This window comes from Erysipelothrix aquatica, from assembly GCF_009828825.1.
Lineage (GTDB): Bacteria > Bacillota_I > Bacilli_A > Erysipelotrichales > Erysipelotrichaceae > Erysipelothrix > Erysipelothrix aquatica_A.
Window position 1 is genome coordinate 378541 of record NZ_WTTA01000001.1, and the last position, 23508, is coordinate 402048.

The 23508-nt window shown below is 38.5% G+C and carries 23 protein-coding genes; 3 read left to right on the forward strand and 20 right to left on the reverse strand.

The annotated features are described in order from the left end of the window. Positions 1–29: 29 nt before the first annotated feature. The 11 genes from GVV22_RS01860 to parE all read right to left on the reverse strand — a co-directional run bounded on the left by GVV22_RS01860 (position 30) and on the right by parE (position 11105). The gene (locus GVV22_RS01860) at positions 30–734 is read right to left on the reverse strand and encodes an InlB B-repeat-containing protein (protein ID WP_159648496.1); all 705 of its coding nucleotides are present in this window, start codon (positions 732–734) and stop codon (positions 30–32) included. A gap of 236 nt (positions 735–970) precedes the next feature. Beyond that, the gene (locus GVV22_RS01865) at positions 971–1171 is read right to left on the reverse strand and encodes a hypothetical protein (RefSeq protein ID WP_159648497.1); all 201 of its coding nucleotides are present in this window, start codon (positions 1169–1171) and stop codon (positions 971–973) included. 196 nt (positions 1172–1367) lie between these two features. Beyond that, entirely contained in the window at positions 1368–2045 is a 678-nt protein-coding gene (locus tag GVV22_RS01870) for a 5'-methylthioadenosine/adenosylhomocysteine nucleosidase (protein ID WP_159648498.1), read from the reverse strand. Beyond that, positions 2042–2713, reverse strand: a complete 672-nt coding sequence (locus GVV22_RS01875; protein ID WP_159648499.1) for a class I SAM-dependent methyltransferase — start codon at positions 2711–2713, stop codon at positions 2042–2044. Before GVV22_RS01875 ends, GVV22_RS01870 begins: the two co-directional genes overlap by 4 nt. Next, positions 2710–3033, reverse strand: a complete 324-nt coding sequence (rsfS, locus tag GVV22_RS01880; protein WP_159648500.1) for a ribosome silencing factor — start codon at positions 3031–3033, stop codon at positions 2710–2712. The genes GVV22_RS01875 and rsfS overlap by 4 nt, the downstream gene beginning before the upstream one ends. Beyond that, positions 3030–4049 (reverse strand): nicotinate (nicotinamide) nucleotide adenylyltransferase, encoded by a 1020-nt coding sequence (nadD, locus tag GVV22_RS01885; protein ID WP_159648501.1) that lies wholly within the window; start codon positions 4047–4049, stop codon positions 3030–3032. Before nadD ends, rsfS begins: the two co-directional genes overlap by 4 nt. Continuing rightward, entirely contained in the window at positions 4046–4330 is a 285-nt protein-coding gene (locus GVV22_RS01890) for a YhbY family RNA-binding protein (protein ID WP_159636377.1), read from the reverse strand. Before GVV22_RS01890 ends, nadD begins: the two co-directional genes overlap by 4 nt. Continuing rightward, entirely contained in the window at positions 4330–5352 is a 1023-nt protein-coding gene (gene rsgA, locus GVV22_RS01895) for a GTPase RsgA (RefSeq protein ID WP_159648502.1), read from the reverse strand. The genes GVV22_RS01890 and rsgA overlap by 1 nt, the downstream gene beginning before the upstream one ends. Next, a complete protein-coding gene (gene purB / locus GVV22_RS01900) occupies positions 5342–6646 on the reverse strand; it encodes an adenylosuccinate lyase (protein WP_159648503.1) in 1305 nt (434 codons plus the stop codon). The genes rsgA and purB overlap by 11 nt, the downstream gene beginning before the upstream one ends. Before the next feature lie 90 nt (positions 6647–6736). Continuing rightward, positions 6737–9205, reverse strand: coding sequence for a DNA topoisomerase IV subunit A (gene parC / locus GVV22_RS01905; protein WP_159648504.1), 2469 nt, complete (start codon positions 9203–9205; stop codon positions 6737–6739). Continuing rightward, on the reverse strand, positions 9195–11105 hold the full coding sequence (parE, locus tag GVV22_RS01910; RefSeq protein ID WP_159648505.1) for a DNA topoisomerase IV subunit B: 1911 nt from the start codon (positions 11103–11105) through the stop codon (positions 9195–9197). The genes parC and parE overlap by 11 nt, the downstream gene beginning before the upstream one ends. A gap of 132 nt (positions 11106–11237) precedes the next feature. On the opposite strand from parE, the gene plsY reads away from it, so the two are divergent. The 3 genes from plsY (at position 11238) to GVV22_RS01925 (ending at position 14328) form a co-directional block, all read left to right on the forward strand. Continuing rightward, positions 11238–11840: a glycerol-3-phosphate 1-O-acyltransferase PlsY gene (gene plsY / locus GVV22_RS01915; protein WP_159648506.1), complete on the forward strand. Its 603-nt coding sequence runs from the start codon at positions 11238–11240 to the stop codon at positions 11838–11840. Positions 11841–11914: 74 nt separating this feature from the next. Next, on the forward strand, positions 11915–12631 hold the full coding sequence (locus GVV22_RS01920; RefSeq protein ID WP_159641387.1) for an ABC transporter ATP-binding protein: 717 nt from the start codon (positions 11915–11917) through the stop codon (positions 12629–12631). Then, positions 12628–14328 carry a hypothetical protein gene (locus GVV22_RS01925; protein ID WP_159648507.1) on the forward strand — a complete coding sequence of 567 codons (1701 nt, stop codon included), beginning with the start codon at positions 12628–12630 and terminating at the stop codon, positions 14326–14328. Before GVV22_RS01920 ends, GVV22_RS01925 begins: the two co-directional genes overlap by 4 nt. Before the next feature lie 28 nt (positions 14329–14356). On the opposite strand, the gene GVV22_RS01930 is transcribed toward GVV22_RS01925, so the two are convergent. The 9 genes from GVV22_RS01930 to GVV22_RS01970 form a co-directional block, all read right to left on the reverse strand. After that, positions 14357–15211 carry an alpha/beta fold hydrolase gene (locus GVV22_RS01930; protein ID WP_159648508.1) on the reverse strand — a complete coding sequence of 285 codons (855 nt, stop codon included), beginning with the start codon at positions 15209–15211 and terminating at the stop codon, positions 14357–14359. An 84-nt stretch (positions 15212–15295) separates the two neighbouring features. Then, the gene (locus GVV22_RS01935; RefSeq protein ID WP_159645915.1) at positions 15296–15514 is read right to left on the reverse strand and encodes a YtxH domain-containing protein; all 219 of its coding nucleotides are present in this window, start codon (positions 15512–15514) and stop codon (positions 15296–15298) included. 86 nt (positions 15515–15600) lie between these two features. Beyond that, on the reverse strand, positions 15601–16317 hold the full coding sequence (locus GVV22_RS01940; RefSeq protein WP_159648509.1) for a YebC/PmpR family DNA-binding transcriptional regulator: 717 nt from the start codon (positions 16315–16317) through the stop codon (positions 15601–15603). Between the two features lie 25 nt (positions 16318–16342). Then, positions 16343–18715, reverse strand: coding sequence for a phenylalanine--tRNA ligase subunit beta (gene pheT, locus GVV22_RS01945; protein ID WP_159648510.1), 2373 nt, complete (start codon positions 18713–18715; stop codon positions 16343–16345). Positions 18716–18724: 9 nt separating this feature from the next. Continuing rightward, positions 18725–19756: a phenylalanine--tRNA ligase subunit alpha gene (pheS, locus tag GVV22_RS01950; RefSeq protein ID WP_159648511.1), complete on the reverse strand. Its 1032-nt coding sequence runs from the start codon at positions 19754–19756 to the stop codon at positions 18725–18727. 311 nt (positions 19757–20067) lie between these two features. Beyond that, positions 20068–20904: a VanW family protein gene (locus GVV22_RS01955; protein WP_159648512.1), complete on the reverse strand. Its 837-nt coding sequence runs from the start codon at positions 20902–20904 to the stop codon at positions 20068–20070. 70 nt (positions 20905–20974) lie between these two features. Continuing rightward, on the reverse strand, positions 20975–21778 hold the full coding sequence (locus tag GVV22_RS01960; protein ID WP_159648513.1) for a metal ABC transporter permease: 804 nt from the start codon (positions 21776–21778) through the stop codon (positions 20975–20977). Between the two features lies 1 nt (position 21779). Further along, the gene (locus GVV22_RS01965) at positions 21780–22451 is read right to left on the reverse strand and encodes a metal ABC transporter ATP-binding protein (RefSeq protein ID WP_159648514.1); all 672 of its coding nucleotides are present in this window, start codon (positions 22449–22451) and stop codon (positions 21780–21782) included. Next, a complete protein-coding gene (locus tag GVV22_RS01970; protein WP_159648515.1) occupies positions 22441–23391 on the reverse strand; it encodes a metal ABC transporter substrate-binding protein in 951 nt (316 codons plus the stop codon). Before GVV22_RS01970 ends, GVV22_RS01965 begins: the two co-directional genes overlap by 11 nt. Positions 23392–23508: the final 117 nt, after the last annotated feature.

A 23508-nucleotide genomic window follows, 5' to 3' on the forward strand; every position in this document is an offset into this window, starting at 1 on the left:
GGTACCCTCTTAGAAGGTACCTTTTTTCGTTATGCTTTGACTTTACGTCTTTTTGTTGTAAGTACAAGAAGCATGACACCATCAGCAAGTATAATATACCCAGTTTGATGCGATGTAACAGCTGTTGGAGGAAGGACTAATTTATCCTGTTTCCAGATAGCAAATACTTTCCCGTTAGCATGCATGGAAACTTCTTGACCTATTGTAAAGGCTGTACCCTGACCATCCGCTAGCGTATTCCAATCGACAAATGTATAGCCTTTACGCGTCATCGTTGGACTCGAAATTTTAGCAACATCACCATCCAAATACTGTTTTGTACCAACTGGCACTGATCCATCTGTATATCCATTGTCATCATACATTACACGATATGTATTCGAGATACCCTCTTTTGTCCAAATGACATAAAGTGTTACGTTGTCTGTAATCGTTATTTGATAACTTTCACGATACGTTGTTCCTGTACCGTCTTTTTGTGTATTCCAACCCATAAACATATATCCTGTTTTCAAAAGTGTTTCTGGACCTTTTACAGTAAGAAGTGCTTGGCTTTCGTACGCATTCACATCAACGGAATCAGATCCTGTAGTGTGGCCGCTGCCGTTTCCAATCAACGTTATTTTTACTTCAGTCCAGTTTATATTATTAGCATCCAGGGTAAAACCGACATCTGAAATTGCTACTGACATTGGCCCCGAAACAAATGTTGGTGCAAGTTTAATCGTTTGCACATTTTAAGCATTTACGATTGTTTCTTGCAACGCTGCCACGGTTTGGATATGCGAGATATCATATTGCATCGCTTCAGCAGATACAGGCTATGCTGAATCCGTTACAGAGTTTACTAATTGTTCTTCATTTAATTGAGATGGTATACCATCTTATTCATCATCAATTAGATCATCTGTACTATATGCTGGATCAGTAACTTCTATAATTTCAGCATTGGTATCAGTAAGTTCATCTGTCATTTCATCGCGGATGGAGATTTCTTCTTCATTTTAGTAGAAATTGTCGTTTCTTCTGTCTTATCATCCGTGTACATTTGCTCCTGACTGGTGGTTTCTGTAGATATTTGAGTTGCATCTATAGCCATCGCCAGATAGATTGAACCAAGGTATAGAAGCATTGCTAACGCAATCATAGCAATTGATTTTACACGTTTCATAATCCCCCCCCCGTTTATATATACATTATAAGTTATTTTATCCCTAACGTTTGTCATAAAGAATAATATGATGTTTCTTTCACTAATAAATAACATACGCACTCAACAGAGTTCACTTCCACCCTACCTTTTGAAATATTACCTATTATTAGTAAACATCATAAAAAAAACCTCCCGATTACCAGAAGGTTTCTAATTATAGATTTTGAACAAATAATTCGCAAATGTTTGCGGAATTTGCACTTGCAATCGGTAGGTATTCATCAAAGGATATTTCGTTTCCTTCAATAAATGTTACATCACTTAAGCTACGTAAAACAATAAACGGTGTTTTCGAACGTGCGCATACTGCTGCAATCGCAGCCGCCTCCATCTCGACACAAATCGCGTGTGGAAATGCTTGTTGGATAACATTGAATTGTGGCTGATGCTTCGTAATAAATTGATCACCAGTAACAATTAAACCTTGATGGTATGGCATTTCTAATGTTTTAAGTGTTTCTGCAGCTTTCGTCATCAGCTTTTCATCTGAATAGAAGATAAATCGAGGATCTTCATGGGTTGTAGGTCCGATATCGAGATCATGATACTGAAGCTTTTCAGCTACAACTATATCCCCAATATTTTGGCCTCTTTGTAATCCTCCAGCACTTCCGATGTTGATGACAAGTTCAGGTTTTAAAGCATGAATAAGGACTGATGCAGTATACGCTGCATTAACCTTTCCTACACCACTCAAAGCAACGGTAACTGTTTGGTCAGATAGCAACCCTTCCCATACATTAACCCCTTGCACTGTCTGCTCATGAACATTTTTCATTTTATGTGTCAGTGCCGACACTTCTTCAATCATTGCACCAATTATGAGAATCATAGTGTCTCCTTTGTTGCAACTAAGACAATTTTTTCACCTTCAGGTAGGAAACCTTTATGAATATAATCTGTGTACACAGTTACTTTATAACCGCGTTTTTCGAATCCATCAATTAAGAGTTTCGGATCAAAAACCCATTGGTAAATAGCATCAAACGTCCCGTCCAAGAAATTGATAACATGAACCAAGTGTTCTTCATTGACTTCAATTTGATATGCATAATCAAATTCATCGGTTGATCCTTCTTCATAATAATCATCCGCAAATTCATTAAGTCTATGAGGATGATGACAATCTACGATTAAATGGTTTGAAGTGTTAGTCATTGTTTCAATAAATCGTTCGAGATCTTCCGGTGTTAGAATATAGTTGGTACTATCGCCAATACAGAAAGCTGTGTCGAAGGGTGTTTCAGGCGTGTAATCAAGGAAATCACCAACTGTGGTGACGTCTTTTAACTCTGGATATTTTTGGTGAGCAATTTCAATCATCTCAGGATCTATATCGACACCCACAACTTCAAAATCAGGGCTTAACATCTTCATGATATCACCAGTTCCACATGCAAACTCAATGACACGCGGTCCGACTGCATGGTTGTTTACAAAGTCGTAATAGCGTTTTGCCCCTTTTGGATCATAGAAGAGTGCATCGTAGTAGCTTTTCATTTAATAAGATCCTGATATAGTTTCTCTAAATTATAGTGAGCACGATCTTCCGTTAAGAAAATATGTGCAACCACATCATATGCATCAATGAGAATCCATGATGATTCTCGCTCACTCTCAACTGTTTTAATTTTATATCCTGCTTTTTCTATTGCATCGACAACATGGTCTGCAAGTGCCTTAATTTGGCGATGACTTGCTGCATCTGCGATGACAAAGTAGTCTACCAATGGGTTTCCATTTTCAAAATCGACAACTTTTATATCATTGGCTTTACGTTCATCTAACGTTGTCACAATTAAGTCTTTTAATTCTTTCATTTTAAACTTCCTTTCGCTTGTTCAAATTCACGTTGATACTTTCGTAACGCTTTGAATCCTTTTCGTAAATCTTGTTTTGCGAGCTCAATAAAGGGTTCACTGTCCCACAAACGACCACGCTCACACTTGTCTGCTATGTATAGAATCATCCCCACTGGATTCGTACTATGACCATCGACATGACCTTCAATTGCCTGAAGAACATGCTTGTTTTTGATGTAGTACTTCCGTGTGAGAAAGTATTTTGCAGCAAATGCATGATAAAATGCTGGATGCAACACTTCGTGCCGCGGTGCTTTTGCTTGCATGGTCATTTTTAAATCTTCTTTATCTGTCTCTTTTTTTAAATCGTGTGCATAAGCAGCTAAAGTAACTGCTTCATAATCAATGTTATGAGCACGCGCTAACTCTTGAGCTAACGCGACAACTCGAAACACATGTTCTGCCCGATAGGGTGTAAGATTTGCACGGTTTAGTGTTTGCATATACAAACTTTGTTCCGTCATGTATCGCAATATTGATGGTTTGGTAGCCATCGACTTCCCTTCGCGAATCTTCGTCGAACTGTATGGAAAGACGCTACCAGAGATTATTGGATAATCGGTTGTTAGATGTTCGGTTCCTCGATTGTATACAATAAATTGCACACTGTCTTTAAGCACGTCAATTTGTTTCCATTCATGCATTCTTGGAAGTTGGTCTGAACCAATCAACCAATCAAACGTATAATTAGGGTACTGTTTTTTTAACTCATTGACAGTATCAATCGAATATGAAGGTTCTGGCAACATCGATTCGACAGAATTTACGGACATTTTTTTATGCCCAAAAATCATCATCTCAATCATATGTTTCCTATCGTCAAACGATGTACTGTCAGTTTTAAACGGACTTCGTTTCGTTGGAATAAACCATAACTCATCGGCATTACGTGATGCAAGAGCAGCTTTGGCTATCTCAAGATGGCCATAGTGGATGGGATCAAAGCTCCCTCCAAATAAAATGACATGTCTCAAACTTTAATACGGCCTTTTACGCTATAGCGGTAGAAGACAACAACACGTCCTACTTTGCTGACAGTTGTTGCACCAAAACGATCTTCAATTTCTTCGATGAGTGCTTCTTTGGTAATGTCTGAGTTTTTTTGAATCGATACCTTAACAAGGTTGTGTGCAAGTAATGCCGATTCAAAACTTTCGAGAAGTGTTGGCGTCATACCATTCTTCCCTACGGATACGATTGCGTTTTCGTTGTGTGATAAACGACGTAATTCTTTTAATTGATCTTTGTTTAACATTAAATCATTGCCTTTCTGATTGTGATTACAGCTGACTTGTCAAAGTATGTTTCAACAGCCACTGTTTCGCCTTGAATGCTTATGAAGCCAAGGTCATAGATTTCCATATCAATTTTGTCCTCAAGCTGTGGCCAGTTACGAAGACGATATTCTGGATTTTCAATCATGAACTCGTGTTCGAGGGCTAAGTTTGCATCCAAACGTTCTGGTTTAATTCGTTTTAAGGTTAGTGGTAAATAAGAAATGATGTTGACGGTTGTCTTTGGCGTAATTGTAATTGCTCCCAAATTACCAAATAAAATCGTTTGCTTTTCATATATTTGGAAAACTGTTGGTTTAATAGTTTTTTGCGGGGACAATGACACTAGTGTATCATCAGAGATTTTATCAACAAGTTCTGTCTCATTACTTAATCCTGGTGTATCAATAACATCTCCAAGCCCTGTTTCAATTCGAACAACATCTGCGGTTGTAGATGCAACAGGAGATACCGATAAGTTCTGATTTCCAAGTAGTGCGTTAAGAAGTGATGATTTACCTGCATTCACACAACCCACAAAAGCCGTTTCATCGTTTTCGATATATGGCAGCAGCGGTTCAAGTGTTTCACGTTTAAGTGCAGAAACATAGACTATTTCCATTACTGAAACTGGTTCATCACGGAGTGCACGCATAATTGCATGCTCAATTTTAGTATTTGATACTGATTTTGGTAGCAAATCGCGTTTATTCACGACAAGCACGACTTTTTTACCACGGAGTGAGCGCAATAATCCTGTATGAATACTTTGGTTTAGGTGCATGATATCCAACACCCAAAAAATATTACCTTTGAAGCCATCGATAAACTCGAGTGTTGCTCCATCATCAACACGTGCTTTAACCCGTTTGAAATCACGGTAGTGTTTCAGCCTAAAGCATGACTGACAATAGTCGTGATCCATCGATCGCGCATAACCACGTTGATCCGCATGTGTTATCTGTAGTTCGCTCCCACAGCCCATGCATTTTTTAATTTCCATTTATATTTACCCTTTCATATATTGTGTCGACTTCGCGTAAAAAGTACGCGACATCGAAACATGATTCCAATGTTTGAAGATCCATGTAATCTAAAATTCTTTTATCCTCTAAGAGGACGTTTTTGAAATGTTCAGATGAATTGAACGCGCGCATCGAGAGTGGCTGAATAAAATCATATGCCCCTTCTCGACTCATGCCTCCTATTTCAATGAGTGTCGTCATCACACGTTGTGCGAAGATGACACCATGCGTTAGATGAATGTTCTTCATCATCACTTCTTCATAGACAACAAGATTACTAACGATACGGTTAAAGCGTACAAGCATGTAATCGAGTAACATTATTGCATCTGGGAAAATAATGCGTTCTGCACTTGAATGTGAAATATCACGTTCATGCCAAAGTGCAACATTTTCAAAAGCGGTCGTCATATAGCCTCGAATTACGCGTGCACAGCCACTCATGTTTTCGCTACCAATTGGGTTTCGTTTATGCGGCATTGCGGATGAACCCTTCTGACCCGGATTAAAATACTCTTCAGCCTCACGTACTTCAGTGCGTTGTAAGTGACGAATTTCGGTCGCCATCTTTTCGATGGATGTCGCAATAAGTGCTAGTGTTGACATGTAATAAGCGTGGCGATCACGTTGGAGCACCTGTGTCGAGATATGCGTGGATGTAATGCCGAGTTTTTCACACACATAATCTTGAACGAATGGTGGCGTATTGGCAAAGTTTCCAACTGCTCCAGATATTTTCCCTGCTTCGATATCTTTTCGAGCATGGCGAAAGCGATCAAGCTGACGATTCATCTCGTCATACCATAATGCAAACTTAAGGCCAAAACTCGTAATATCCGCATGAACACCATGGGTACGACCAATTGTTGGAACATTCTTATATTTTATTGCTTGGAGTCTTAATGACTCAAGAAGTGTCAGGATTCCTTGCTCAAGAATTTCATTCGCTTGCTTATATATGTAACCATACGCTGTGTCGACAACATCGGTACTTGTTAATCCATAATGAATCCACCGTTTTTCAACACCGAGCGACTCACTAACGGCACGTGTAAATGCAACCACATCGTGTCGTGTTTCTTGTTCAATTTCGTAAATTCGGTTGATATCAAAGCGCGCTTGTTCACGCAGTACTTTCACATCTTCACGCGGAATAACTCCCATTTCAGAAAATGCTTCCGCAGCACATAGCTCAACTTCAAGCCATGCGTTGAAACGAGCCGAATCTTCAAATAAACGTCGCATTTCAGGTCTTGAATAACGATTGATCATAAAGCCTCCTTAAAAAGAAACATCTGGCGGATATTACCACCAGATGTTGGTTGTATTTGCTTGGTTATATCACCTAACAATTATACAGAATTATATATCAAACTTCAAAGGTTCAGTATGCGTTATTTCCGCATTTTGCGGGATTGCAACAACGGGAACGTGAATTCGTGGATGCAAGATTGTGAAACCTGCTTCAGAGGTTACGTTTGAGAATGTTGCATCAACACCCATAAGTGGAACATCTTTTACTAATACAATTGTGAGATGGTCGTTATAGATGAAAATATCATCTTGGAGTTTAGCAATAACAACATCTTGGACGTAATGAGGATTACTCTTCACAGTTTTCATAATACTTGAGCCAAGTGTTGCACGATTATGAACTGGAATCTCATCTTGTTTCATACGTTTGAATTGACCGCGTTCAGACATTATCACAACTTCAGTTTCGTCATGGAAAATTCCTGCAGCTACGGCACGATCCCCTACTCGAACTTTAATTCCAATCACACCTTTAGCTCGAACACCAATTGGATTTACATCGGCCAAATCAATGCGAATTAATTGACCCAATCGCGTTACAATCATGAGATGGTCATGTTCGTAGGCAATCGAAGTATCGATGAGGACATCATCTTTACCCAGCTTCATGATGTCATAAAGTCTATTGGTACGCTTAACTTCCAAATCAGATATTGCGGTTTTCTTAATCATTCCTTGTGCACTCGTGGTTACAACAAACATGTGTGTATCAAATGATTTAAGCGTAAATGCACTAATTATCTTTTCTTCCGGATCAAGTTTCATATATTGCGTCATATGTGATCCAATATCACGCCAACGTGCTTCTTCAATTTCATGAACAAGAAGGATACCATATCGACCCTTTGTTGTCGTATAAACAAGATAGTCCGTGGTTTCAACTTCACTACTCAAGACCATACGATCGTCTTCGTTAAGTGCAAAGATTTCTTTCTGACTGGAGCCATAAGAACGAAGTGATACTCGTTTGAGATATCCATTACGTGTAAGTGTGAGCATTACTTGTTCATTTGAAATCAAACTTAAATGGTCAACTTCCAGGTTAGAAATTTCATTTTCAATAACAGAACGGCGTGGCACTTCAAATGTGTCACGAACTTCTTGGAATTCTTTAATGATGAGGCTGTTTAACATTTCTTTGTGGTTGATTACTGTCTCTAAATAATCCATTTCATTCGCAAGTTTCGCAAATTCATCACGTAATGCATTGATATCAGTTGATGATAAACGGTAGAGTTGTAGATCAACGATTGCACTTGCTTGTTCATGTGTGAAACCGAATGCTTCCATAATGTTATCGCGTGACTCACCGCGGTTATTGGAAGCACGAATAATTGCGATAATTTCATCTAATATCGATGTTGCTTTCATGAGTCCCTCGAGAATATGGATTCGTTTTTCTTTTTGTGCATAGCGGTACTTACTTCGATTCAGGACAATTTCTTGACGAAATTCTAGATACGCATCGAGAATTTCGAGTACACCACAGACTTGCGGACGTTGATCAACAATCGCAACCATATTCGCATTGTAATAAACTTGTAATTCTGTCTGTTTGTAAAAGAGATTTAGAATACTTTCTGCATCTGCATCACGTTTGCAATCAATAACAATTCGCAATCCATTACGGTCGGATTCATCACGCACATCCATGACATCTCCAAACCCTTGATTTGCTTTCGTAAAACGAAGTTCATCAATCTTTTTGACAACATTGGATTTAATAACTTCATACGGTAGTTCCGTAATTACAATTTGCTTCATGGTCTTATTTTCGACAATTTCTGTTTTTGCACGAACGACAACACGACCACGACCTTTGGTTAAGATATCACGGATACCCTCTTTTCCTTGGATGATAGCACCAGTAGGAAAATCTGGCCCTTGAATAAATGTCATGATATCATCAACGTTACTTTCAGGGTTGTGTAAACGGAAGATTGCCGCATCCATAACTTCCTTTAAGTTGAATGGTGGAATATTCGTTGCATAACCTGCAGCAATTCCTGTTGATCCATTGATCAACAAGTTTGGATAGCGAGCTGGCAATACTGACGGTTCCCATTCGGTATCATCAAAGTTCAGTACAAACGGAACAACATCTTCATCGATATTTTCTAACAACGAATGGGATATTTTACTGAGACGTGCTTCGGTATATCGCATCGCCGCCGCAGGGTCATCATCAATACTCCCATTATTCCCTTGCATATCGATCAAGGGCATATTGTATTTCCACTCCTGTGACATACGCACCATCGCATCATAAACAGAACTGTCACCATGAGGGTGATAGTTACCAATTACAAGTCCAACCGTTTTCGCAGACTTACGATATGCTTTGTCAAAATGATTTCGATCGTGATGCATCGCGTACAAAATACGACGTTGAACAGGTTTTAACCCATCTCGAACATCAGGAAGGGCGCGTTCTTGAATAATGTACTTGGAATAACGACCAAAACGTTCACCAACGATGTCTTCAATTGGCAATTGAATTATTGTATCATGCGACATTTTGTTCCTCCTCCAATGTAAACGCGACATTCTTTTCAATCCAGTCACGGCGTGGATCAACTTTATCACCCATTAGAACTGACACACGTTTGTCAGCAGCTAAAAAGTCGTCGATTTGAACTTGGATCAGTGATCGTGTTGAAGGATCCATTGTAGTTTCCCATAGTTGATCAGCGTTCATTTCACCAAGTCCTTTATAACGTTGAATTTCAATTTTGCCATATTTTTCGCGGTAGTTATCAAGTTCTTCATCACTATAGCAGTAATGGAGATTTTTTCCTGATTTTACACGATACAATGGCGGTTGAGCGATGTAAACATACCCTGCTTCAACAAGCGGGCGCATATGTCTAAAGAAGAAGGTTAACAGTAGCACCTGAATGTGCGCACCATCGGTATCCGCATCGGTCATAATGATGATTTTACGGTAGTTGCTGTCATCAACATCAAATTCTTTCCCAACACCTGCGCCAATTGTATGAATAATCGTGTTCAACTCTTCGTTTTTCAAGATATCATCAAACTTTGCTTTTTGTGTATTCAATACTTTACCACGTAATGGTAGAATTGCCTGAAACTTACTGTCACGACCTTGTTTTGCACTTCCACCAGCAGAGTCACCCTCTACAAGGAAAAGTTCATTTTTATTCTTGTTTCGTGTTTGAGCATTCGCAAGTTTCCCCGACAACAAGCGTTCGATGCGGTTTTTCTTCCCTGAACGGGCTTGTTCACGAGCTTTACGTGCTGCTTGTCGCGCATGGCTCGCTTTTTGAATCTTTTGAATAATCTTCATGGCTTCTTCATGATGTGTATCCAAATAGTATGGAAGTTGTTCGGTGATGATTGAATCAACGACGACCCGGGCAATTGGTGTCCCTAACTTCCCTTTTGTTTGTCCCTCAAATTGTAAAATATCTTCAGGAATTCCGACTGAAATAATAGTCGATAAACCTTCTCGAATGTCACCACCCTCGAAGTTCTTATCTTTTTCTTTTAGAATATTGTGTTTACGCGCATATTCATTAATAACCTTGGTAAAGCCACTACGAAAACCTGCTACGTGGGTTCCTCCGTCATGAGTGCGCACTAAGTTTACATATGAATAGGTATCTTCGTTGTATCCTTCGTTGTATTGTAATGCAATTTTCACATCAATGGACTCAGACTTTCCTGTTAAGGTAATAACTTCACTTAAGACTTCAGTATCTTCATGAATATATGCCATGAATGCATTGAGTCCATCTTCGTATTCAAAGTCACGTGTCTCATCGATACGTTCGTCGACAACGGTAAAACGAATGCCTTGTAAGAGAAACGCGCTCTCTTGAACACGCTCGCAAATGGTGTCGAAATTAAACTTACTATTTTTAAAAATTAGTGAATCCGCTTTGAAACGGACGTAACTTCCAATTGGCCCGCGTTCAGAAATTTGTTCAAGTTCTGTTGCAGCTTTACCACCATTACTAAAATTCATTTTATAAGTACCGTCTTTACGGTACACTTTGACTTCTACTTCTTCACTTAAGGCATTAACGACAGATGCTCCAACACCGTGAAGCCCTCCACTCGTTTTATAGCCTCCTTCAGCTGAAAATTTTCCACCTGCATGCAACACTGTAAAAATAACCTGAAGTGCACTAACTCCACTTTTATGGAGTTCAATCGGCATTCCACGTCCTTCATCACGTACTGAAAGTGTCATATCATCTTCAATTACTATTTTAATAGACTTACCATAACCGTTAAGCGCTTCGTCTATCGCATTATCCATAATTTCCCAAACTAAATGATGTAGACCACGTTGATCTGTAGATCCGATATACATCCCGGGACGCTTACGAACGGCTTCAAGCCCCTCAAGTATTTCAATACTTGATGCTGAATAATCTTGTTTACTCAAGTTACCCCAACTCCTTTTCAAGCGTAATTATAACACGCTTTTCAAAGAATTGAAGTTATCACTAATTCTTTTGCTTCAAAACTACCAAATAGTGTATAATTATTTGGTATTCAAACAATTTGAGGTGAACATATGAATTATTTTATTGCATCCTTGATTGGTTATCTCTTAGGGTCGATTCCATTTGCATTAGTTATTGGAAAAGTTTTCTATAAAACAGATATACGCCAACACGGATCCGGAAATCTTGGCGGGACCAATGCTGGTCGTACGTTAGGTAAAAGAGCTGGGATTTTCGTCATTATCTTCGATGTATTGAAAGCTGCAATTGCAATGGTGATTACGTATTTTATTGCACCTGATGCGATGATATTTGCGGGATTCTTTGCAACAATCGGTCATTGTTTCCCTGTTTTCGCAAATTTCAAAGGTGGTAAAGCCGTTTCAACTGCTATGGGATTTTATTTAAGTGTTTCCATATTAATAACACATAATGTGTTGTTGCACTTTGTATTACCGCTCGCAATCTTTGTCTTATTACTTTATATTACAAAGATTGTTTCGCTCTCATCAATTATTGCGGTTCCTGCTGGAGCATTGATTATTGCATTAACACAACCTGATATTCGTGTAACGTTGGCTAGCGTCATTATTTCCGTCATTGTCGTTGTTAGACATCGTGAAAATATCAAGCGTATTATGAGCCATACTGAACGAAAAATAACATGGATGTAAGCAACGATTTCGTTGCTTTTTTTGTGCTGTCGTGCTATTGTGTTAGTGTAGTCACACACTAAAAGGAGAAGTTTATGATTGCTATTCAAAATGTTTCAAAAACTTACAGCGGAGACCACAAAGCCGTTGATGATTTAACATTAACAATCCAACCAGGGGAAATTGTTGGATTTATCGGACCAAATGGTGCGGGGAAAACAACAACCATTAAGATGCTTACAGGCATTCTCGCACCGGATTCAGGGAATATCGAGATCAATGGTTACAATATCTTTAGTGATCCCATCCACGCAAAACAACAATTTGGATATGTATCTGATGATCCAAATGCTTTCTTAAAATTGAAAGGCATTGAGTACTTAAACTTTGTCGCTGATATGTACGGAGTCGATACGCAGTTACGTCAAGAACGAATTCGTCATTATTCTGAATTATTAAAAATGGAAGAAGCACTCGGAGATCGCATTGATTCGTATTCACATGGAATGCGTCAAAAGATGATGGTTATGGGTGTCTTGATTCATGATCCATACCTGTTGATTTTAGATGAACCACTTACAGGACTCGACCCTCAATCTTCATATGTTCTCAAGCAATTAATGCGTGAGCGCGCTAATCAACAAAAGTCAGTCTTCTTTTCGACACACGTCCTAGAGGTTGCAGAAAAACTATGTGATCGCATTGCAATCATTAATCATGGAAAAATCGTCTATACTGGTATCCTTGAAGACTTGAAAGCACAGTATGATGAACTTTCACTTGAAGAAATCTTCTTGGAGCTTACCAAATGATAAGTCGCATCATCACCTTGACTCGAGTGCTCCTTAAAACATCTCGCGATCAGATTATGCAATCTGGACTCAGTCAACGTAAAAAGAAGAAAAACAAGCGTATGTCCTCTGTGGGACGTAAAATCCTATTCGGAATTCTCTATCTGTATATCTTCGGAATTGTCGGATTCTTCTCATACCAACTAATTGCTGCACTCAATGCAGTCGGTCAACCTGGCCTAGCAATCCAATTATTATTTATTGGCGTATCTGTCTATCTATTACTAATGGGAATCATCTTTACACCCACTGTATTCTATTTTTCTAAAGACATAGAGCGGCTTCTCGTTATGCCGATTCGACCACTTGAGATTGTAAGTGCAAAATTAATGACAACGTTTATCCTTATGGTTGAGCAAATGGCAATGTTTACGATTCCCTTTGGAATCGCATACTTTGTAGTTGTGAATCCGGGATGGTCCTTCATTCCATTTTACATCCTTGCGAATCTCTTCTTACCACTATTACCGGTTGCATTGTCAGTCGGAATCATTATTATTCTCTTTACATTTATTCCTTTCTTTAAGAATAAAGATGTATTTACCTATATATCCATGTTCATTGGATTTGCGATGGTCTTCTTCTTTATATTCGCAATTCAAATTGCTGATCCAGAGTCATCCTTTAATATCGAGCAAATGCTCCTATCGCTACAATCTGGCGATAACGCACTTGTTAATCTCTTGAGTGGCATCTTCCCAAGTAGCGATTTCTTAGCACGAGGTATCGTGAATACATCCTTATTGTCCATTCTAATTGGAATTGTTATTTCTATCGTAAGTACGATAGCAATTATTTTCTTAACACAATTTATGTATTTTAAAGGGGCTATCGGTATTAGCGAAGGTACCGCTAAAAAACGTAAAATGTCACATTCCGAAACCTACAGTGAAAGCATTTCAAAATCACAACGTCGGGCTATACTGGAATATGATTTTAAAAATATTTTGCGAACACCAACATACATGATGAATTACTTTTTAGTCGTATTAATCATGCCTCTCTTTATGTTCCTTCCAATATTGCTCAGTGGCGGTTTAGTTGAAATGATGGGTGGTTTACCAATGGTTGCAGACTTCTTCAAACAAGTTGATAGTATGCAACTCCTCATGATTTTCTTTGTCGGAGGATTCTTAATCGCATTTTTCATGAGTGCAATGGGAACAATATCGTCCACTGCATTCTCTAGAGAAGGGCGCTCAATGCTTAGCTTCTCAGTCATGCCGATTCCGTTTGAAACACTACTTCAAGCAAAAATCTTACTTGGAACATTAACGATGGTTATCGTTCCACTTCTAATCGGGGTGGTCGGACTTATTATTGTTAGGGTCCCAGTCTTATCATTTATAGGTTATATGATTGCTGCAGTACTTGCTACTGTCTGTGAGAATACAATCGCAATGGTAACTGACGTATACGCACCGAAACTGAACTGGGAAAACGAACAACAAGCCGTTAAGAATAACTTTATGGCTGTTGTCCCAATGTTTGTTATGATGGGGCTATCGATTATTAGCGTCTTTATTATCTTAAATACTGAGCTTATTATATCCGCACCATTAATTACAGTAATGATCGTTGTCTTTGCATTTTTATGCTACAAATGGATGATTCGTTTGGGACGCACTCACTTCCCTAAAAAACTCGAAGAATTATAAGAAAAAAACTGTCAGATAACTGACAGTTTTATTTTTGGGGAGATGTCCTTGCGTTGAGCCACGCAATTGAATCCATAATTACAGTATCACCATCAGGCTCATCATAGAGGACATGATGCATGCCTTCATACAACTTCCAAGACTTGTCTTTTGACGAAATCGTATCATAAAAGTGCTTGCCGACATTTGAATGAACTGTTTTATCCAATGCACCATGCATAATAAAACATGGATAACGATAATCTTGGAGTACGTCTAGAAGATAATTAGGCGCTGCAACAAATACCGTATTAACAAATCGCATTGTGTAGTATTTTCGTTGCAATGGATTTTTGCTCGTGAAAACAAAGTTATCTTCAAGGGTTTCTTTTTTGCGCGGATCGTTCAAACTAATTGTATCACCCTTAAATTCAACCCATAGATTCGGGGCAATTTTACCACCTAAAGACGTTAAATACTTCAAATTCCCTTCGACTGCAGCAACATAACCAACTGCAGGTCCTAGAAAAAGTTGCCCACTAAGCGTATTGGGATACTGAACTCCAAACATAGCAGAAACCAACCCACCCATGCTAAACCCAAGCGTAAATAATGGTATATGTAGGTTTTCTCTTAAAGCCATGCGAACCATAACATGTAAATCATTGACATACGTCTGATAATGATCAAGATCACCCAGTTCAGAAGATGTTTTTCCATGACCACGCATATCATAACTGTACACTGAATAGTTCTCGGCATTTAGCATTTTGATATAATGTTCATAATCTCCACTATGATTTGTAAATCCGTGACACATTACAATAGTTCCGCGTGGATTTGGAACCAAGTGCTTCATATAAAATAGCGAAACATCATCTGAAACATTTAGATAGTCGAACATCACAATACCTCCGTTTTCTCTATCATATCACACACTGATTTCATTTACACACTCACAAATAAAAAGACGCCTGATGGCGTCTTTTTATTTATTGAATTTTTCTTTGATGTCTTCAACGACATCTTCTGCTTTGTCTTTTAGATTTTCAGCAGTTTTACCAGCTTTATCAGCTAGTTCATCTGCTTTTTCTTTAAGATCTTCAGCTACATCACTGGCTTTATCTTTAAGTTCGTCGGTGGTTTCGCTTGCTTGATCTTTTGTTTTTTCTAAAAGTTCTTTTGCTTTATCTACAATATTTTCCATATGTATACCCCCTTTTCATGTTTAAATTATAAGGGATTTGTTAAGAAGTCTCAAGCGTTGTGATTATTTACCACACAATTTTCATCTTAAAGTTTCGCATTATGGAAGACATTTTGAACATCTTCGACTTCATCAAGCATGTTAATGAGTTTTTCAAAATTGGCTTGATCTTCTTCATCAACCCCAACATACTCATGTGGTAAGAATGTAATTTCAAGAAGATCAAACGTCACGTCTGGTAATAATGTTTCGATTGCCTCTTTTGCTTTATGGAGGCTGGCAGTATCTACTGTTACTGTAATAGAGCCTTCTTCCAGTTCGATATCTTGAAGATCAACATCATTTTCGAGTAAGACCTCCATGATCGCTTCGTCGTTATCGTATTCAAATGAAAGAATTCCTACATGGTCATAACCATGCATAACACTACCACTTACGCCCATTTTTCCTTTGGATTTTGTGAAGCAGTTACGCACCTCACTGACAGTACGGTTATCATTGTCCGTTAAACATTCAACAATAAAGGTTGAAGCTCCAGGTCCAAATCCTTCATACGTTACAGCATGATAACTCTCTTCTGATCCACCTTTAGCTTTTTCAATAGCACGTTTAATGACATCAGCAGGAACTTGTTTTGCACGGGCTTCATCAATAATACGTTTCAAGCCAACGTTCATTTCCGGGTCAGGAACCCCTGCCTTCGCAGCCATATAAATCTCTTTTCCATAGCGTGAATAAACTTTTGTTTTAGCTGCGTTCGTTTTCGCCATGGATGCTTTTCGAACTTCAAATGCGCGTCCCATAAATTTTCCTCCTCTATTGTCTATGTTAACGAATTTCTACATTATATTTTGATACAAGTTCTTGCGTAATGGCATCCATTACTTCTTGAACTTCTTCAACCGATAAAGTACGATTCTGGCCCATTGATAATTTAAAAGCAATGGATTGCTTTTCACCAAGTTTTTCAGATGTAAACACATCAAATACATTTAATCCAACAAGGTAACGACGGGATGCCTTCTCAATAGATGCACTCAAGTCGCTAACTTTAACAGACTTCTCGCATAAAATTGCAAGATCTCGTGTAACAATTGGATATTTCGCAATGGGTGCGGCTTTAATTTGACCACGCTTTTGATTGAGAAGCAAGTCCAAATCAATCTCAACATACATAACATCTTTGAGGTCATGTTCATCTGCAAGAGTTGGATGCACCTGACCAATCACACCAAGATGTTGTCGATTCAAGGTAATTTCCGCAGATTTATAAGGATGTAAAACTGATGTATCTACAGTATCTGTATTAAAGCCGATACGTTTTTCGCTGAAGCCGAGTTTATCAAGTAACGACATCAACATTCCTTTTACGTTAAAGAAATCAATATCCACTGATGACTTTGTCCAGTTTTCACTGAACACTTTTCCTTGCCCAATTATTGCAAGTCGGTATGATGTTTTGTCTTTTGCTGTAATTGCACTATGTTCGAAATATAGACCATCAGTTACTTTATGTGCATTGTTATAAGCGACTACTTCCAGCATTGATGGGAATAATTGGGTTCGCAAATATGCACGTTTATCGCTCATTGGACTCATGAGTCCAACAGGTTCTCCAAGACTTTCGAATCCCTCAGTCATCGCTTTTTCAACTAAAGTATACGTGTTGGTTTGATACGCACCAAAACCTAACATAACTGATTCAATTAATCGAATACTTCTTTGGAATGGTGTCAAGTTACCCAACGTCAAATCCATGAGCGGTAATGTTTCTTCAAGAACATTATATCCAACAACGCGGATGACTTCTTCGATTAGGTCCACTTCAATTTCGATATCATTTCTAAATGAAGGTGCGGTACATGTAATAACACCGTCCTTAATCGTCGGCGCGAAATAGAGTCGTTCGAATACATCCATAACAACATCTTCCGTTAAATGCGTTCCAAGATAAGCATTGATACGGTCAACTGTAATGGATACTTGTTTTGGTTCGTAGGAAATAGATCCATATTGAACTGTCGCTTCAATTTCAGTTGCATCAGCGTATTCAATTAAGAGCTGAACTGCGCGGTCCATTGCCTGGTGAGCCGACAAAGGATCCATAGCTTTCGTGAAACGTGCTGAAGCGTCTGTGTTTACACCAATTCGAGTTGCAGTTTTTCGTACTGAAACATGATTAAAACGAGCAGCTTCAATCACAATTCCGCGTGAATTATCCTGAATCATTGAATTTCCAAGTCCCATGATGCCGGCGATTCCAACTGGTGTATCGCCATTCATAATAACGAGGTCACCTTTGTTCAATGTGTAGGTTTTGTCGTCAAGGGCTTCGTAACTTCCTTCAATATCATCACGGACGGATAAATCTTGATTCGCTAAGAAATCAATGTCATAGAAATGAAGTGGTTGACCTGTTTCTAACATAACAAGGTTTGAAATATCAATAACGTTATTGATTGGCTTAATGCCTGAACCAATTAGTGCTTCACGAATCCAGTCTGGAGATTGGCCTATTGTGATCTTATTGATAACTTTACCCAAGAACAATGGACTTTTCTCTGTGTATGATGTGATTTTGAGATTTGTTGGTGCACCATCAGATGCAGCATTCTCAAAAGTTGGTAATGTCAATGGACGTTTAAAGAGTGCACTCACTTCGTGTGCTATCGCAAAAATAGATAAGAAATCTGAGCGATTTGGTGTTTGTGACACATCCATAATCTCATCGTCCAAGCCCAATGCTTCTGCTGGGTTACTACCTGGTTTTGCTTCTGGTAAAACAACGATGCCTTCTTTTTGTTCGTCTGTGAGGAATTTTTCTGCAACACCTAACTCCGATAAAGAGCAAATCATTCCTTTTGATTCAACGCCCCGAATTTTAGTTTCTTTGATGGTCAAATTTTTAAGCTCTGCGCCCACTGTCGCAACAACAACGTATTGCCCCTTCGCAATATTCGAAGCACCACAGACTATTTGCTCGACATGAGTCCCTAAATCAACTTGAGTGACGTTCAAATGATCACTGTCTGGATGTGGTTCACACTCAAGAACATGACCCACTACAAGTTTTGTTCCTTGCAGTAAACTATCGACACCTTCAACTTCTAATCCAGCATTTGTTAAGGTATCTGCAATTTCTTGAGTTGTAATTCCTTTAATATCTACATATCTTCCTAATAATTTTCGACTAACTAACATAGACTCCTCCTACTCGTATCGCTTAAACTGCTCAATAAAGCGCTTATCGTTAATATAGAATGATCGAATATCTTCGATTCCATACTTGAGCATGGCAATACGTTCAACACCAGCACCAAATGCAAATCCAGTAAGGGTTTCATCGGTGTAACCAGCATCTTTCAATACTTGGGGGTGAACCATCCCAGCACCTAAAATCTCAATCCAACCAGTTTGCTTGCAGACATTGCAGCCCTTGCCATCACAAATATGACAAGATACATCAACTTCAACTGAAGGTTCAGTAAACTGAAAATATGACGGACGGAAACGAATCACACGTGACTCCCCAAACATACGCTTCGCAAACAGTGATAAAGTTCCTTTTAAGTCACTCAGTGTAATACCATGACCGACAACAAGTCCTTCAATTTGAACAAATTGGTGGGAGTGTGTCGCGTCATCATCATCACGTCGGTAAACTTTTCCAGGGCAAATTACTTTTAACGGAACATGAGGTGCATATGCTTCCAAGGTGCGTGTTTGAATGGCTGTGGTATGCGTACGAAGTAACGTATGCTCATCGATGTAGAAAGTGTCTTGCATCTCACGAGCAGGATGATCTTGAGGAATATTGGCACGTTCGAAGTTGTAGAGATCCAATTCAACCTCATCCCCTTCAACGACTTGATACCCCATTTCACGGAATAGCTCTTCAATTTCTCGTTGAATTGAAATGATTGGGTTTTGTGTTCCAATATTAAAGAGTGTTCCAGGCATAGTTACGTCAATTGCATCAGCTTTCATTTGTTCGTCTAACCGTGCCGATTCCAATTGTTGCTGTTTCGCTTTAAGTGCTGAGTCAATCGCTTCTTTAGCTTCGTTGACGCGCTTTCCAAACAGCGGTTTCTCATCATTTGAGAGATCCTTCATTGTTCCCATTACTTTGGTTAGATGGCCTTTTTTGCTTAAATATTCGATACGTACATCATTCAATGCTTCTAATGAATGTGCCTGTCCGATTGCTGCAAGACCTTTTTCCATAATTTCTTTTAAGTCCATAACTTCCTCCTAAAATATAAAAAAGTACCACACGTCCAGGAACGTCAAGCGCGGTACCATCCTGATTTATACTAATGTATACATCTCTAAAGTTTTTAACGCAAACAACACGGAAGTGATTAGCTTCTCTTCAAGGTGAATTCACAACAGTTTAATTCCTAGGTCTCATCATCCTAAGTTTCTGTAAATTAAGGGGTGTTATTACTATTCCTCTTCAACGATTTATATCGAATCAATTATACCTAATTCACTGGTATTAATCAAGGATGTTTCCTAGTTTACCACTTATCTAACGCATTAGAAATAATGTCCTAACTTGCAACTTCATTAGTCATCCCATCAACAGGTACAGGAATTAAATCATAATCGTACATAACCCGTGCATGATTTCTTTTTAGTAGTTCTCTTTCTAATTGAATTCCTGTAGTTTTATCATTCATGACCCGGTAAATGTCATTTTTTCGGTAAACAACCCCGTCCTCCATAACAAAGACCTCATTTTCACATCGGATGTGATATTTCATGGGGAGCGGACTTGAACAGTAGATTTCACCATTTAAATACGTATCATCACACCATACGCATAATTGATATGTATTTTCTGTTTCGTTTTTAAAACAGTAATCAAGGTAATTGTAATAAATGGAGGTTCCAATTCCAAAAGGAACTTGGCGTTTATAATCCGGAAACAAATCAAAACGATCATGTGAATGATATTCTGTAACTGTTAAAGGTGTATGCAAGACAATCCAATGTAATAAATTGGTGAATTGACACATGCCACCACCATAGTCCTGAGATATCCGATCGTTTGATATGGTCACACCCTCAAGATACCCTCTTCGCCAAGATTGTGGTCCAACAAGACTCCAAAAAGAAAACGTTTCTTGGGGACGAATTAGAATATTCGTGATTTTTGGTGCAGCGATGCCTAGATTGACTTTTTTATTAGACTGGAGCTGTAGGTTAGTATTTCCTAGCTTTCTCATTATTAATGACTTATGACTATAGATTTTATATGGTAACAATACATCGGAAAATGTTTTAGCATAACGATTAGAATCAAAAAAATTGCGAGCATGTCGCTTAAAGATATGGCCTTTCACAGCAATCTTAAACGTGATCGGTGAAATACTTGAAAATCGCATGGTAACCTCCTAATAAAAAAGTGTAAATCATACTGTAATTTACACTTATATTTATAGTATATCATAGCCATTATGACTTAAGTCGATGCTTTATAGCTGTTGGAATGATGACTGCAAGTAGAATCAGAATACCAACCATAACGATGGTTCCTCCAGGTGCAATATCGAATGTGTACGATGCAGCAAGACCACCCCATACCGACAGCAGCGAGAATAGGATTGCATAGTACATTGTTTGACGATAGCTCCTTCCGACTTGCATTGCTGTTGCAGTCGGAATTACCATGAGAGAGGAAACAATAAGCGCTCCAACTATTCTAGAGGCGACAGAAACTGTTACAGCAGTTAAAATTAAGAAGATTATGTTTGTTCTTTTGACATTAATTCCTGAAAAATGTGCAGAAGTTTCGTCAAAGGCGATAAAGAAGAATTGACGATAGAAATATATGGATACAATAATCAGTACAATTGATAGAATAATGGCCAAAATATTATCACTTCCGCCTATCGCCACGATACTTCCAAAAAGGAAACTGTTAAAATTGGCCGGATTGTCTACAAATCCCATCAAAATTGCTGATAATCCAATCCCAAAAGACATGATTACTGCAATCGCTAACTCAGTGTATTTCCCAAAACGATTTTGAATAATTTGGATACTTAATGTCGCAATCAGAGCCATCACAATCGCACCTATTAATGGATTAACATTTAAAATAAGTCCTAACGCAATACCGCTCAAAGATACATGTGACAATGCATCTCCGATCATCGACATATGTTTAAATACAATGACGACCCCAATTAATGGAATAGCAACTGCCAGAATGCCACCAATAATAAAGGCATTTCTCATAAATTCATACTGAAACATTCTATATCTCCTTTACATCATAATCAGATACTGTAAGTACACGATTAATGGGTAATTTCTCTTGATTCAATTGATGCGTAACCATTACTATAGTTATATTGTGCTTTTTGTTTATGTGTTGGAGCAATTCGAAAAGTGTCGCAATCGATTGACTATCCAATCCACTTGTAGGTTCATCAAGAAACATAATTTCCGGATTCATCATGAGTTCACGTGCAATAAGAACACGTTGCAATTGACCACCTGAAAGATTTGAAATTAAATCATTCGCTTTTGATTCAAGTCCAACGTGACGTAATGCATCCATCGCCTGTTTTTTACGTTTTTTGTTTGAAAAATTGAAAAAGTTACCCCCCTTGATTCGTAATAATACAACCTCCAAAGCGGTAGCTGGAAAGTTAGAAACTGTACCCAGACCACCTTGCGGGACATATCCGATTGACGCAAAATTTTTGAGATTCAAAATATTGGATCCAAATATTTCAACTGAACCTTGTTGGGGTGTTAGAAGGCCCAACATGAGCTTCATCAATGTTGACTTACCCGAACCATTTGCGCCAACAAGCGCTAAGAAATCTCCTTGATTGATGTCAAAACTAACATCTTTTAATACGGACCGTTTATCATACGAAAATGATAAATTACGCACCATTATTATTGGACTATTTTCCATAAGATAATCCCTCCTTCAACGAATCTAAGTTTTTATACATAATAGTTGTATAGTTCTCCCCTTCCGCAATCTGTGTTCGGGTCAAACTTTCTAAGGTATAGAGCTCCAAAATGTGAGAACCCGTTTCTTTTTGGATGACACCTAGTGTTTTTGAAGAACCAGAAGGCGTCGCATATAATACAGATATATTATTTTCCTTAATATAGTCAATTGATTGTTGAAGACGTCGAGGTGTCGGTTCTTCACTAAGAAGTCCATTTATAACGCCGCGTTGTTCTAATCCATATGCGTGTGCTAAATAACCAAAAGCTTCATGCTCAACAACAATAGTATTACCTTCATACGGATCTAATGCAGTTCGGTAGGCATTATCCAAGTCTTCCAGCTCTTTTTTCAGTATCTCAAAATTATCCGTGTAATCTTCAGCATGCGCTGGATCAAGAGCGATAAATGTTTCCTTGATTGCCTCAACCTGACGGAGTGCATTAAGCGGATCTAACCAAGTATGAGGATCCATCGGACCATGATCGTGGTCATCGTGATCATGGTCATGACTTTCATGTCCCGTTTCACCTTTATCATTGTGAATCTGTTCACGTTCGATGACTTCACTATACATACCGCTTGTTAATACTTTCGTATTTTTCACAATCGCACTCTTGAGCACTGAATCTGTCCAAGCTTCAAATCCAAGACCATGAACTATAAACAAATCTGCTTCTGAGATTTTTTGCATATCTTTGGGTGTTGGTTCAAAACTGTGAGCATCTGCACCACTCGGCAGAATATTATAGACGTTTACATGCTCACCACCCACTCGTGTAGCGAAATCTGCAAGTGGGTAGAAACTTGTAACGACATCCAAAGACGCTCTTTGTGGTGCCGCTGAACACCCTGCTAACATAAGCATAGAGCTTATGATGATCAGTATTTTTTTCATATTCCCTCCAGTTGCAAATCTTTTGCAACCACAATTATAGATTTGCTTGTTATTTTTGTCAACGATTTTCACTACTTTTCACTTTTAAAGTATATCTTCTCTCAATTTGCTCACGTA